The organism is Flavobacterium sp. GSA192 (assembly GCF_006386525.1).
GTDB classification, from domain to species: domain Bacteria; phylum Bacteroidota; class Bacteroidia; order Flavobacteriales; family Flavobacteriaceae; genus Flavobacterium; species Flavobacterium commune.
Map to the genome: position 1 here is coordinate 78,864 of NZ_VAHC01000006.1, position 15,375 is coordinate 94,238.

Annotated in this window: 8 protein-coding genes; 2 read left to right on the forward strand and 6 right to left on the reverse strand. The window is 34.0% G+C overall.

Translation table 11 applies throughout. From position 1 onward, the window contains the following. Nucleotides 1-7: 7 nt before the first annotated feature. The 6 genes from FDM27_RS13080 to FDM27_RS13105 form a co-directional block, all read right to left on the reverse strand. Nucleotides 8-1,060: an RHS repeat-associated core domain-containing protein gene (locus FDM27_RS13080; protein ID WP_181161670.1), complete on the reverse strand. Its 1,053-nt coding sequence runs from the start codon at nucleotides 1,058-1,060 to the stop codon at nucleotides 8-10. 327 nt (nucleotides 1,061-1,387) lie between these two features. Beyond that, the gene (locus FDM27_RS13085) at nucleotides 1,388-1,876 is read right to left on the reverse strand and encodes a hypothetical protein (RefSeq protein ID WP_140487100.1); all 489 of its coding nucleotides are present in this window, start codon (nucleotides 1,874-1,876) and stop codon (nucleotides 1,388-1,390) included. Between the two features lie 2 nt (nucleotides 1,877-1,878). Then, entirely contained in the window at nucleotides 1,879-6,342 is a 4,464-nt protein-coding gene (locus FDM27_RS13090) for an RHS repeat domain-containing protein (RefSeq protein WP_140487102.1), read from the reverse strand. A 33-nt stretch (nucleotides 6,343-6,375) separates the two neighbouring features. Further along, nucleotides 6,376-11,799 carry an RHS repeat protein gene (locus FDM27_RS13095; protein ID WP_140487104.1) on the reverse strand — a complete coding sequence of 1,808 codons (5,424 nt, stop codon included), beginning with the start codon at nucleotides 11,797-11,799 and terminating at the stop codon, nucleotides 6,376-6,378. Nucleotides 11,800-11,819: 20 nt separating this feature from the next. Beyond that, entirely contained in the window at nucleotides 11,820-12,422 is a 603-nt protein-coding gene (locus FDM27_RS13100) for a hypothetical protein (protein ID WP_140487106.1), read from the reverse strand. Beyond that, complete coding sequence (locus FDM27_RS13105; RefSeq protein WP_140487108.1) at nucleotides 12,409-12,942, reverse strand: OmpH family outer membrane protein; 534 nt, start codon at nucleotides 12,940-12,942, stop codon at nucleotides 12,409-12,411. Before FDM27_RS13105 ends, FDM27_RS13100 begins: the two co-directional genes overlap by 14 nt. A 116-nt stretch (nucleotides 12,943-13,058) precedes the next feature. Here FDM27_RS13105 and FDM27_RS13110 point away from each other — a divergent pair, with 116 nt between their 5' ends. Further along, nucleotides 13,059-13,469 carry a prepilin-type N-terminal cleavage/methylation domain-containing protein gene (locus FDM27_RS13110; protein WP_140487110.1) on the forward strand — a complete coding sequence of 137 codons (411 nt, stop codon included), beginning with the start codon at nucleotides 13,059-13,061 and terminating at the stop codon, nucleotides 13,467-13,469. 485 nt (nucleotides 13,470-13,954) lie between these two features. Then, nucleotides 13,955-15,361: a GspE/PulE family protein gene (locus FDM27_RS13120; RefSeq protein ID WP_140487112.1), complete on the forward strand. Its 1,407-nt coding sequence runs from the start codon at nucleotides 13,955-13,957 to the stop codon at nucleotides 15,359-15,361. The last annotated feature ends 14 nt before the right edge of the window (nucleotides 15,362-15,375 follow it).

Below are 15,375 nucleotides of genomic sequence, written 5' to 3' on the forward strand. Positions count from 1 at the left end.
AATTTCCTTAGAATTTAGTCATCCAATTAGGTACATTGTTGTCTAAATAATCCATTGCTTCTTTCATCAATTCTTTATTTTCAATCTGATTTTTAAGAGACATTTGTAGTCGTTTGTTTGCTCCCATACCATTACCATATTTAACAGTACCGTGTATAGATATTAATTGTTGTTCTACTGCACTTGCAATTCTTGCAGGTACTTGAATAATTACTTCTGGGGCTTTTACAAATTCTTTTTTTATTCCACTTTTTGTATATCTAGACGTTAAATCTACAGATTGTCCAAAATATTTACCCGCTTTTTTAGTACCTTGGTATATGTCTACTAATTTTTCAGTTCTTTTAGCTAATTTCAATCCTAATTTAGCCTGTGACATGCCGGGTATTATAGCCCCTCCTAAACTCAACATCGCTCCAGTGTAATCCCCTTGGTATGCTGACATACCTGCACTACTTATATCTGCTAATTGTGAAACTACAGGGATTTCTGTCGAACCAAGAACATCCAAACTTGTTTGAATATTACTAAATGAAAAGTAATTACTTGATTTCGGCTTTCCTTGAATTACAACTGCTGGTAATCGATATGGATCGGCAGCAGTACCTTTTCCTGGACAACCTTCGCATTCTGTACTTCCTCCATCAGGGTCAATCATAGATATCGGATTATTCCCCATCCCCAAGTAAGGGCTATGAAACTCCCCATAAGGGTCAGGACTCAACCATCTACCAATTCTTCCATCCCAGAGTCTAAGCTGAAAAGCCTCCATATTGGTTTCACCATCAAGCTCCTGCCCCTGAAAGGCATAACGGTAATTACTTAACGAATTACGTCCCGGTAGTTGCTCGCCAAAAGGATAATAATCGGCATAAGCCTGCATTATTGGGTTGCCATTTACTTTTTTAATAACCGCCCTAACATTGCCTAAATGGTCGGTAATTTCATAATTACTGCTACTATCCTGCCTGTTATACACCCCTAAACGACTTGATCCATAAATAGGTAAATCTGCTTGTGTTATAACACCTGAACTTACCGGTTTATTATACACCGCCATAGTATTACCTGAGAGATCTAAGGCATAATAAGTAGTGTTTTGTAAACTACCAACGCTGTAACTATCCTTCTTGATACGCTGTCCTCGCTCATTGTAAAAGAACTTCACTATAGGATTAGTCGCTCCAAGTCTTACCTCTGTTACTAATCCTTGTGTGTTGTAAAAGCAATATAAATTGTGTTGAAAAATATTTCAATTGAGAAACTACATATCATAAAAAACAACCCGAAGGTTGTTAATTTATGACAGTTATAATACTACAAATAGTTGATTTACACAGATGTCGTATGAAATGATTGGTCACCAACACATCTGATACATTACCCATCACTGCTTATCCCAAACTTTTATATATCCAATAGAATCCCATTTATTATTTTTAAATTCTTGTATTTTAAGATATAACGTTTTCTCTAAAATTGCTTTTTTTAGATACAGATTTAAATCTATTGTATCAAAATCTATGTAATTCACATAATCATAATTGTAATTATTTATTGTATCTATCAAATTAAAACAGAGTTGATAAGGGTATTTATCTTTTTTGATTATCCTCGTATCTTTCTCGTTAAAATATCCATATCTATAACCTCTTTCAATATACACATTAAACTCTTTCAGTTTAATACTTGAGAAATAATTTAAGTCTTTAACGAAAACTCCTCGTTCTATTGCTTCATTTTTATTTCCAAATGTTGAACGTCTATCTTTCCACTTTTCATATCCGTACCATCCAACGGTATTAGAAAAGAAAAAAAGCAATGAAAATATTGTAATAAGAAAAAGAAAAAACTTAATCGATGTTTTTGTTGACATAATTAAAAATCTCTAGGGTTCAAAATCTTACTATATTCAAATTTAGCTTTAGGAGTATTATTTATCCTGAATCTTGTATTTATATTATTCATAAAATGATTAAACATATCAAAATACGTATTTGGAGTCAATACCTCAAATCCAAAACGACCTTGATCCATAAAATCAAATCCATTATATCCTTTATCTACAGGTTTCCCCATACGATGTAACACAACGGAAGCAAAAGACTGTTGAGGCACATCTAAACACGAGCATCCGAAAATATTGTAATTTTCACCACTCGCTTGCTTTTTAGCTGCTTGATAAGCTATTTCATCTTCAAAACCAGATGTTTTTATTCTGATAGCTCTATCATAGTTGTGACTTTCTTTTAAATTAGATTTATTTACAGCTTTCATAACTTCAGCAGCAGTAAGACCAGTTTTTCTAAAATCATTCCCAATCCACCTGCCTTTAATTTTTCTCGCTTTAATGTTACCTAAATCTGCATATTTACTTTTCCCGAAAGGTGCTTGTCCTTCACCAGTACCATTCATAGATAAATAACGCCATCCATCCTTATCATTACCAATTAAGACTGCAGCATGTCCAAAACCAAAAACAGCTTCTGAACTATTAAGATATATAATATCACCACCATCTGGATCAACAGCATTAATAGGATTATTTCCCATCCCCAAGTAAGGACTATGAAATTCACCTGCTGGGTCTATACTCAACCATCTACCAATTCTTCCATCCCAAAGCCTCAACTGAAACGCTTCCATGTTGGTTTCAGTATCCAACTCCTGCCCTTGAAAAGCATAACGATAATTGCTTAGCGAATTACGATATGGTAATTGTTCTCCAAAAGGATAATAATCAGCATAAGCCTGCATGATTGGGTTACCATTTACTTTCTGGATTACTGCCCTTACATTTCCTAAATGGTCGGTAATCTCATAATTGCTCACAGCACCAGCCCTGTTATATACTCCTAAACGGCTCAATCCATAAATAGGTAAATCAGCCTGTACAATACTTCCTGAAACAGGCTTATTATATACTGCCATCGTATTGCCCGAGAGATCTAAGGCGTAATAGCTGGTACTTACTAAAGCCCCACTTCCATTAGTTGCATAACTTTCTTTCCTGATACGTTGGCCCCGCTCATTGTAAAAGAACTTCAGAATAGAGTTAGTAGCTCCAAGTCTTACCTCAGTTACTAATCCTTGTGTGTTGTAAAAGTAATATAAATTTTCCGAAGTATTTTGAATTAATTGCCCAATAGCATCATACACATAGTTCCCAGCAGCTTGGTTTCCTATGTCATTAACATTTGTAGAAGCTCCTGCAGCATCTGTTACGCTGTTAAGTTGGTTTTTATTAGCATTATAATTATAAGTCAAATTATCCTGTACATTACCCGAGGCATTCGTTCGTTGCAGGTTTTTAATATTACCATTAGCATCATAACTCAATCCTGCTTCCTTGTATTTAGTAAGAGGACTTATAGCAGCAGTAGAGGTATTAGTATCTCCAAACGAAGCCGATGTCAACCAATTGTTTCGGTCATAGTCATATAAATACCCCTTTTGGTTAACGGTCGAACCACTTAAATCCATCATGGTATTTTTGTTTGCCCAGCGTGCCGCTTTAATATTTCCATTATAATCAGCAGATGTTAACGAAGGCGAAGTCATAACATTAGTATTAGACCTTTGATAATCCCCAGCATAATAATCCAATGTAATCCCAAATAAATCATTGGAATCTCCTCCCGGGTCTTTGGATGCTTCTAAACTAGGATGGTTGATACTCTTCAATTGCCCGCCTAGTGTATAAACATAATCCAGCCCTTGTATGCCTTGTGCAATATTCACACGTTTAAGTTCACCAGTCTGATAATAGGAATAATCGGCATGAGTAATAAATGAAGTACCATAGGTAGCCGTTTCTACTTTGGTCAGCACCGAATTGATATCATAAGTAAATCTATGAGTAAACTGCTCAGCTGTTTTATCTTTTTGAAACACTACAGATCTAAGATTACCATTTCTTTCATAATAATAATGCGTTGTTTTAATCCCCAACCCCTCATTATACTGTGCCATCCATTCGGTTCTGCCATAAACATCATAGCTGTACCAGGAGATAGCAGTTATATTAGTATCAGGCTTGGTAAAAGTTACTGCCACATTCCCTGATAGATTTTGTTGTTTATAGTATACAGCTGTTAACCCCTCGGCTGTAAGTAAACTACTTAATGACAAATGAGGAGGAATTGTTACGCTCGTCTGGTTATTATCAACATAATCATAAATAGTTATCGTCTGTTCATTGCGTGCTCCTGAAATTAATGCTGCATCAGGATTCACAGAAGCTGTTGCCCAATTATTAGCAATTACACCGCTTTCTATTGGTCTTCCGTAAGTATCATAATCGGTATATGAGACTTTGGTATCTGCTTGTAATGTACTTTGGGAATAGCGTATCTGACCGTCTTGTCTATAGAGAAATTTACTTGTTCCTTCGTCAGGACTCACAACTTCTTTTAGTTGCCCTTGGTCATTATAAGTATAGGTAGAAATAAAATTAGTAGCCAAAGGAGACATATAGGCGGGTTGCGCCACAACAGTTGAATTCAATTGAAATCCGTTGGGCTGTACTGATTTCACCAATTGTCCCGTTTTGTTATAAACATTAACAGCATAATCATAATAATTCACTGCGTATGTTATCCCCAAAGCACCTGAATCATAAGTAGGCACACCTCCTAAAATGTAAGTTTTAGGATCTGTTACAGGAGTGACAAAAGGTTTAATTCGATAAGCATTACCACCTGTTAATGGATAGGTGGCGTAACCTCCAGTTTTGAGATTAAATACACTATATAAAGAAGCCCCTCCTATTAATGAAATTTGTCCTGAAGTAATGCCAGCAGGTATGTGTACATCAACAAAGCCCTGAGTTCCTATAAGAGATACTACAGGATAAGAAGTAGATCCACCCGAACGAGCAGTTGCCAATACTTTTCCTTCACCATCGGAGAAAGACACATTCTCAATACCATTAGCATCTACACTTACCGTTTTAAAAAACTTGGTAATTACTTCTTCTTTTCCAGAAGTAATTGTTCCGTCATAATAATCAGAACCATAAACATAATACATTTCCTGCGCAGCAGGAACAGTATAGGAATATCCCGTTTTCCAATCGTTGTTAATTTTATTTCCCCCAACAGTATTAATAATATTAGAAGGATTCAATAAATCATAATTGGTCTGTAAATAAGGTTGTGTTGCAGTATCCTGATAAGGTTCATCAGTATTAGAATTACTGTAATAAGAACTTAAATTAAATGATTGAAAAAATTTATTTTTCCTAAAATCAGTATAAATGGAAGGAGCTACAAATGTTGAAATATAAGGCCTGTTAAAACCGTCATAAACCGTTTCAGTTCCCCATATTTTATTATTAGAAAAATCTTTGGACAAAGTAACATTAGATTTCCCTAAATCATTAAAAAAGGTCCTGGAAGCCCCTGTAACATTGCCATCCACATCAAATGAGACCTCATGAATCCAATGATTTTGATCGTCTGTTACAGGTATATAATTGCCATTGGGCTTCGTGCAAGAATTAACATACGAAGGAGTACCGTCAAGATCAGATAATATTCCATCACCATTAACATCAAGCGCCCAACTGGCTGTCATATGTACCGTCGGATCAGTATCGTCACAGTCAGTATTATTTAGTGAATAATAAGCCCCTGGGCTAGTACAGGAGTCAACATATTCTGTAGAACCATACCCATCATTATCATTATCAGCATACCAACGCTTGTAAGTGATATTATCATCATTATCATCACAATCGAGAATGTTTGTTACATAAAAATTTGAACCGTCACTGGGATCGTAACAGTTAGCTAAAGGAATAAAATCAGGATTTCCGTAACCATCATTATCTTTGTCTTCATACCAATAAGAAACACAATTCATATCTACTTCAAAAAATAGGCTAAATTGAGTAAAATAAGAATAATTATTAGGATCAGTACTATAAATTATAAATCTATTATTCTCAATTTTAGCAAAAAAACCAGTTTCAATACCATTCTGACCATAAATTTGACCTAATTGCATATCAGGTAATGCAGGGTAACAATTGAGGTCAATATAATCTCCTGTATTATAATAAACACCATAATCCCAAACCATATCAATAGCCACTTCAAAAATGTTATTTTGCATTCTGATATAACCATTTTCAGAACCATCATAAGAACCTATATAGTTTCCAGTTACAGTATAATTAAAATCACTGTATTGTGTAACTACATTAGTACTAGTTGTAATAGGCTTTGAATTTATAACTTTTTGAAATAAAGGATTCTCTTTTTTTGGATACCCTTTTTTTGGGTATCCAAAAATGAACATTGGTAGCAACACTAAGAGAGATAGTATATTTTTCATCATTGTTATTGATTTTTAGTTTATTAAAAACAGCTACTAATTATTTACAAATCTATTATGATAGGTATAATTTTTTGTCAACTCAAAACCTCCTTTTATATTATCACAACAATATTCGCATGAAAAGAAATCAGTTACTTCCGTATAAGTTTTTATCAACCTTCCAGCCTCATCGTATTCAAATTTAGTCGCCAAACCATTATCCCCCACAATATAAGTTAATTGATCCCATTGGTCGTAAACATACCCTGTCATGGAAGATGCTACTGGACGAATCATCAAATCGTCATAATAAACTGGTATCGAACTAGATGAATTCAAATATACAGTACAAACACCTACTGGAACATCGATATATGCCGATTTTAAAACCCATTCATCCGCAGAATAATTTTCTGTAAAAGGGACAATAATATTATTTACCTTTAAAGTTGCACTAGATGCAGACGTTACTTTCACCCAAACGGATACTTTGTATTTACCTGATCTATGTTGACCACTATTCATAACTACTCCAAACTGAGAGCTTGAAGTTGTCATAATGGATTTTTTTCCTGTATGCCAATAACTAGTATTTATAGATGCATTTTCTAATCTAATTCCTGGTTCAAAGTAGTTTATACCGCTTAGAGTTGTTAATGGATTCTCACCACTTGTGTAAAACATTTCATGATAACCAGCATTAGCAGTTGCTATTACCTTAGAGTTGTTATCCCCCATTTTGGTTGCCGCATAGTTATTATTAATATCTTTAACTTCTAACGGACTAGAAAAATAATCATAAAATCTTATTTCGGATGTTTGTTTCCATTGTGGAAGTTGTGTGATATCTATTCCTACACCCGGAACATTCCAATTGAATCCATCATCGTTAGCTCCGTAATTCACAAAAATACCATTAGTATCTTTCTGACCGTTCCAAACAAATGTTTTATGTTTACGCCATATTTTCTGATTTGCTACTGAAGGACTTGTAAAATTTCCTGCCATATCAACATACTCCCATTCATTTTTCCAGGTAGTAATACCCACTCCTGTTTTTTTCCATTCTCCGTTGTCCAAAATATAAGAGTAATCAACAGCAGTTTGTGACAACATATTTTTATTATTAATATTATCTACTTTACTTCCCATTCCCGGATATTTAGTGTAAGCAGGAACTCTTTCTTCTTTGGTTTTAACACCATTAGAAAGTGTTTTCTCAACTACTAAAAAAGCACCTGTTTGCGGATCTGTCTGACTGTATTGCTCAGTATTTCTACCATGAGGACCAGTTGTTATAATACTTTCTAATACACTGGTATATTCTTCTTTACTTGAAACAGAAAGTAACCTATTTTTTAATACAGGACTGGCATCAGAAGAATTTGTTGTAAAAACAGATTTCATCGATTGAAATGACTCCGCAATGCTTCCTCTGTTAATTCCTGATTGTTTTAGTTCAAAACCACTTTTATACTTTTTCTCAACTTTGGATAATAACTGTCCTTGACTATTAAACTCTTCGATTGATTTAAATTGTCCAATAAGAGACGTATTTACATCTAATTTAATCGATTTTGCTTTAATCTTTTTAGCCTGATTTAAATAACCTCCATCTGAATCATAGTTCTCGACCTCAGCTTTAAAAATTACAGTTTCATCAACATCTTTCATCTCAATATTTTCCTCAAAAATGTCAAAAATAGGCTTAAGTACATAAAAATGATATCTTGTTTGTCCTAGATTTTGTCCCGTTTCGCTTTGAGGTTCCATAGTTACATATTCATACATTACCCCAGGACTAGGCAATTCAGACTGATACGGAACAAATTTTGTCCCTCTAACAGGACTATAAGAGGTTATCCCGGAAGAAATATAACCCGGAAGATTCTTCTGTTTAGTACTTCCTGGTTTGTTATAATAATAATTTGTTTTATAATGATGGTTATTCTCATCATTTAACGTTATGGATTTTACACGTATTCCTCCTCCACCTAAGCCAGTTGGCATTTTGTTTGCCAAAAGTTTGTATTTCATAGTCCAATGATCCGGACAATTCGAACCAAAAAGCCCACAAGCACCGACAGAAGGAAACACCCCCCTTGGTAATGGATCATATTTATTAGAAGAACACTCATTATCACTTATACTGAAAAAACAATTCCGGACATGACTAGGACGATTACCTAAGTAAGTCGCAGGCGTTGCCGTCGAAACCCATACATCAGGAGTCGTAGAATTAAGCTCAACTAATTCAGGCCAATCCGATTTACTAGCCAGAATTTTAACATAAGTCGAACTCACTTCTGAAACAGTACAACGAGTATTTGAACGAATATCAACTGCTCCTTTAGTATCAGGACTGTCTCCTTTAGTCCTAGCTAACCATAAATCCAAGTAAACTCTTTCTCCAACCCTAAAATAATCGTTAAAATTTACCCCAAGACCTGTACCTAATCCATTTTGATTTTGTACCTCAATTAGGATATCATCTGTTAAGTCAGTGGTTTTAAATTTTAAATTATTATTCCAATAACGTCTGGAAAAAGCCTCCTGATCAAAATCGTCTTCTTCGTGCTCAAAATCAATAGAAGAACCTGTAGGCGTAATAATCTTAGCCATAGTCCAGGCTGCAGCCCTAACTTCACTTTCCTGACCAGGAATATCTTTTAAAAATCCCCACTCATCTTTTGCCCTTATATCAGCAATCGGGATTGCTGTATTAGCCCCATAATTAAGATATTTACCACTATAGGTGGTAAATTGAATTCCGCTATCTTTTTTTTGCACTAAAGAATTTTTAGGGTACATAATATAACTGGATTGAGGTCCTAAATACTCTCCCTTATACTGAAACTGATAAGGAGGCATATAATTAAAATTATTTCGTCCTAAGAACTTTACACTTTTTAAACACAATTTACCTGCATTAGGATTCTCCGAGCAGAAAATGGCTCCGGGACTCCCGTTGGATTTTAGGGAAGTAGGACCTGGAGCAGTATTCGTATGATCTTTTACCGCTAAATTGTAATTATATCCTAATTCAATCGTCTTAATTGCATTATTATAATCAAAACCAATAAAATCTTTTACATCATAAACCCCACTCTCATTATTGATAGTTATAACAGGATTACCATATTCATCATTAAACCCACCTCCTAACCTAAATCCAGGTTGGTAACTTTTCAATTCACCAGGACTTGGATAATTGAGTTTTAAGACATCCGAAGTATTCCCCTTGGAAATGGTTGCATTTTCATTCTTTACCAGAATTACTTTTTTTAGCATCAATTGCATTTGTCTTTTATATGTAAAATCCTCTTGCGGATTCACAGAACCTCCTGCAAATGACGCACTTGCATTATCAGTCCCATCATTAGTCATGGTAACATTAATAAATTTATAATTCAAATCACTCCCTGCCGAATCATATCTAAGATCTTTTACAAAATAAGCTGTATGCGTAGCAGACACGATTCGATCTAAATAATACAATTGTTTACGACCAAACTGGTAAGTTCCAAATTCATTTTTACCTATATCCCCTTCTAAGTTCGAATTATAATCTCTAAGAGTCTTATCTGTTGGATTACGCCATACATAACCATCCGACCATTTCCCATAATCCATCCTAACCCAGTAGCCATAATCTGCTGTATCTGCAATATTATTATTATTTGTATCTATAAAGTCAGGTCCTGTTATTGCTGTAAGTAACCAATGCGTTGCGTAAGGTGTGTACTGACGTTTCTCACTAACATGTTCTTCCGTAGTGTTTTTCAACACAGTCCTTTCTACTTCTTCAAAATGATAAACAGGTTGGGAAAAATGATAGACCTTTCCATCAGGAGCTGTAATCTTATAACCTCCTATACCCTCATTTTTATACTCCGCAGAATTTCTGTTTAAAGCTATCAAGTTTGAACCATTAGCAGTCGGATCTAATGGAGCTAATAAACCTGAAGCCTGATTGTTTTTTATTTGTGCATTTGTAAAAACCTCTACGTAATTCCCCTGTCTTAACCTTTGATTATTTATGGCTGCTCTGGTACTTAAAATCCCCTGCAAAGTAGTATTGCTATTAGACAATGGCGTCAGATTAGATGTCAAAGTATTTTGAGTAAACTGTCCATTAAAATAAAATTCAATATCATTAGCTGTATTTTTACCAAATGTTTTATCAGTAGTAAGTGTATTATGACTGTATATTCTCATTTTTCCTCCACTAGTACTATTAGGATTATTTCCTTTATATCCTAAACCAAAAACAGTTGCATTTTGCAAAATTCTTGGATTCATAACACCGGAAATTCCGGTAGCATTCACATCAAATGAATCATAACCAGCAAATGAAAAATTTACTTTTTCCCTGTCAGCATCACTATCTGCCACAAAATCTTCTTCAGATTGTGGTATAGTTTGTTCATAAGCGTCCATATAACGATATCTGTTTTGATAATCCGTAAATTGAGTATCTAGACCATTGTTATCATTCTCGACAGCATCATTTGTTGTATTATCTGAATTGGAATACAAAACACCATATCCTTTCTTCTTATAAGCCTTTGCCAGATTATAGGTAATTTTTTGTTTTCCAAAACCAAAAGAAAAGATACCTATACTTATTGGAACATACCATCCTTTACTACTAATATCCCAATCTCCAGATGAAAAACTACCTACCGACATTGATCCTCCTCCAGCCTCACCGGACTGAGTCTTACCGCTACCTGTTTGATTTGAATATCCTAATGAAGCTGACATACCTCCGTCTAAACTTGCTCCTAAACCAGCTGTCATCCCTCCTGCAGTTCGAACCCCTACACTAGCACCAAAATTAGTCTTACCTCCATTTACATTTCCAGACATACTCACACCACCACCAAAACTACTACCTCCATCTTTACCTCCACCTGCGCCTACACCAAGTGAATAATTTCCATTAGTATCAATACTTGCTGAAGCTCCAACAGCACCAATGGAAACACTAGCAAATACAGATCCTGACAAACTCTTATTAGATCCCCATGAAGCTCCAACACCCACTTCTGCAGCCGTAGCTATACCAACACCTACATTAACCGTATATACCGTTTCCGCATTTTGATATCGAATAAAATCCAAAGTATTCCCACCATTCCAATCATCGGGCGTTGCATTTAAGCCTCTGTTAATAGCTCCTGTATTTAAATTCCATCCTAAACCTGTCCACGTTGATTCCAGATCCAGAGGTATTCCTCCATGATAGGATAAAGAAACAGGCATTCCACCCACATCCATCAACGGTAGTACATAAGACATATCACCACTACTGAGATTGACCATATCGGTAGCATTAACAGATTCAAAACCTGAAGCTTCAGGAGCATTTGGTCCGTTATTTGAAGCATAGAGTGCACCAATTGGGAATGTACTAGGCACTATTACAACCAAGAAAAAAATAGCTATAAGCCGGGAACGTAGAATTTTATTCATAAATAATAATTTAAAAAAAATTAAAAATTAATATGCAGTTGTTTTTTTATAGTTTTGTCAAATTTAAATTTCAAATCTCCTGTTTCTAAACCGATATCTTGTAAATTAAAGTAAAATTCATCACTATCTTCTACTAATTTATTTCTTTCAAAAACAAATAAAACACTTGTAGATTTAGACATACCATAGGTTCTGGGAGAATTAAAATCAATTAAAGGGATGGTATCTCTATTACTGTTTACCAATGATGCTCTTTGATTCATTTCAAAAGTCAAAGTGTTTTGAATTGAATTTAACTGTTCCCTACTTTGGGGGAAAGAAGAAAGAATTTCCTTGTTGTTTTTGCTTAGACTCAAAACAAAATAAAGATATTTATTATACTCTTTTTTCAAGGAATCTTTTTTAGCTTCAGAATAATTATTATTTGAAAATTCCTGTCCTGCAATAAGTTCAGAAGGTTTGTAGGTTAAATTTATGTCTATACCATTTATTTTTTTTGTTTTAGTATATCCATTATCTTCGTTTTGAATATAAGAATAAGCATCTTCTACTGTATCAAAACTTTTATTACAAGAAGAAACAACCAACAAAAGAATTACTATCAGAAGACTATTTTTCACCATACTCTTCATTTAAGCCTTTTAATACATCTTCTGTTAAATCAGAAGACTCATCGGCATACATAATTGTTCCTCCTCCATTTGCACCAAAAATAATTTTGTATCCATTCTTTTTACCATACTCTTTGATATAATCATTAATGTCATTAATAACCGTTTGAGTAACCTTTTGATTTTCTTCCTGGATTTTTTTCTGAATAGCTTCCTGATAGCCATTAATTTGTTGTTGCTTATTACCCAACAACTCCTCTTTTAATTTTAATTCTTTTGGAGATAAAGAAGATCTTTCCTTTTCGTAGTTTTTTAACTCTTTTTGCCAATTCGCAACTAAAGAATCAACATTTGCTTTCATCAGGTTGGCTTTTTTATCAAATTCAGCCTTAGCTACTTTAGTTCTACTATACCCTTCAATTAATTTATTTACATCCACGTAAACCAATTCCGAACTCGATTTTGCCATATAAATCGCCACTACACTTAGAATAACTGCTGCAACAGCAGCGTAAAAAGGAACTTTTTTCATTTTATTTTCTTACATTTTTATGCAATTATAAAAATTATATTTTAATTAACAAGATTCTGGCGAAAGTTTTTTTCTTACATTTTTTATTTATATTTGTGATTTAAAAGTCTTTTTCCATGAAAACCCCTATAAATAAAAGAATCCCCTCCTTTAACCTCCAGGAAATGCTAATTGTTTTAGCTATCATTGGAATTTTACTTTTAATTGCCTTACCGAATTTGATGCCTTTAATCACCAAAGCCAAAAGTGTAGAAGCTCAGGTGCAATTAAAAGCCATCTATAATGCCGAAAAACAGTACTATTTTATGTACTCTAAATACAGCTCTAATTTTACTGAAATTGATTTTGAAGTACCAAAAACAGTTAAAGAAAATGGTAGTGCTAATTATTCCTATGAAATCATTCAATCCTCAGAGAGTGAATTCAAAGTAAAAGCCACTGCCTTAACTGATTTTAATGGAAACGGAATTTTTAATGTATGGGAAATCGATCAAAATGGTGTTCCAAAACAAATCATTATCGATTGATGTGGCTATTGAAACTTCTTTTACTAGCTGTTTTTAGTCTTATCTTTTTTCAGGATTATAAAGACCGAAGAGTATATTGGTTTTTATATCCCATTACAGGCATTCTTGTTTTGATATTACAAATACAAATTATCCCTATCGATATTGCATTAATAAATTTAGCTTTCAATTTATTGTTTGTTCTTTTTTTATTATTTTTTTGTTATTTATATGCTCGCATAAAATTGAAAAAAAACGTATTACAATCAGTCTTAGGATTAGGAGATGTCTTGTTTTTTATAGCTATCGCTTTCTCATTTTCTATCATATCCTTTTGGATTCTTTTTGTTTTCTCGTTGATTTTTTCACTAATCTTACATTTTGTATTACAAAAGAAACAGACAGAAAAAACAGTTCCTTTGGCAGGTTATATGTCCTTATTTTTTGCTGTAGTTTATGGTGTTAGTTTTTTCTGTAATTTTCATTTTTTATACGCTTATTAAACAATGTCAGACTTCAATATTCCCATCAACTTACAACAGTTAGTAAGTGCTGAACAGGCTTTTCATTATAGAATCATTCCTATTGAAAAATTAGGCAATCAAATTGTGCTTAAAACTGACGTTGTTGATATTATTGGCTTACAAACGGAATTATCTGTGCTATTAGGATTTCCTACTGAGTTGAAAAAAGAAACTACAGAAAATCTAAATCGCTACTTAAATACCAATTACCGCAAATCATCGGCTAAATCAGTATCAACCATTCACTATTCTGCTGACTTTCTGGAAAAGATAATTGTTAATGCAAAAGAAATAGGAAGCAGTGATATTCATTTTGAACCTTATGAAAAAAATGCCCGGGTTCGTTTTAGACTGGACGGAAAATTAAAAGAACAATTTCACATTACTACTGAGGAATATCCTATCCTAATCAATAAAATAAAGATTAGGGCACAACTTGATATTTCTGAAAAAAGATTACCACAAGACGGACGTATCACTATAGTGACAGATCATGAAGATTTTGATATCCGAGTTTCAATTCTACCTACCCTTCATGGTGAAAAGGTAGTTTTACGTATTCTTAGCAAAGACACCAGCCATATTGATATAAATGCGCTTGGTTTTACTAAAAAAGAATTGGCTACATTTCTCGAAAACATCAAAAAGCCTAATGGTATTGTGCTGATTTCAGGCCCTACTGGATCCGGAAAAACAACTACCTTATATGCGACTTTAAAAAAACTGAACCTTCCAAACACCAACATACTTACTGTAGAAGATCCTATAGAATATACCCTTGAAGGAATCAACCAAGTACAATTAAGAGAAAACATCGGACTTGACTTTGCCAGTACGCTGAGAACTTTTTTACGCCAAGATCCAGACATCATCATGGTGGGTGAAATTCGCGATGTAAATACGGCTAATATGGCGATCAGAGCCGCTTTGACCGGACATTTGGTTTTATCAACCATACATACCAATTCGGCTTGGGCAACTGTTTCCCGATTAATCGATATGGGGATTCCTTCCTTTTTGATTGCAAGTACACTTAATATTAGTGTAGCTCAACGTTTGGTTAGGAAATTATGTGTGCATTGTAAAACAGAAAAACCAATAGAGACGGCTTCCTTTCCTAGTGGCTTTGAAATTCCTAAAGACCTTCATACCCATCATGAAGCAGTAGGTTGTGAACATTGCTACCATACAGGCTATTCGGGGAGAAAAGCCATTTATGAAATACTACCCATAGATACTGAACTGGCTGCTTTAATTAAAAACAATCAGCTAGCCATTGATGAATATATCGAACAAAAAAAAATATTTACATTGCAAAAAAATGCTTTGTCATTAATTAAAGAAGGAACCACATCCATTGATGAAGTTTTTTCTTTATTGCTACAATAAAACCTATATTAGCT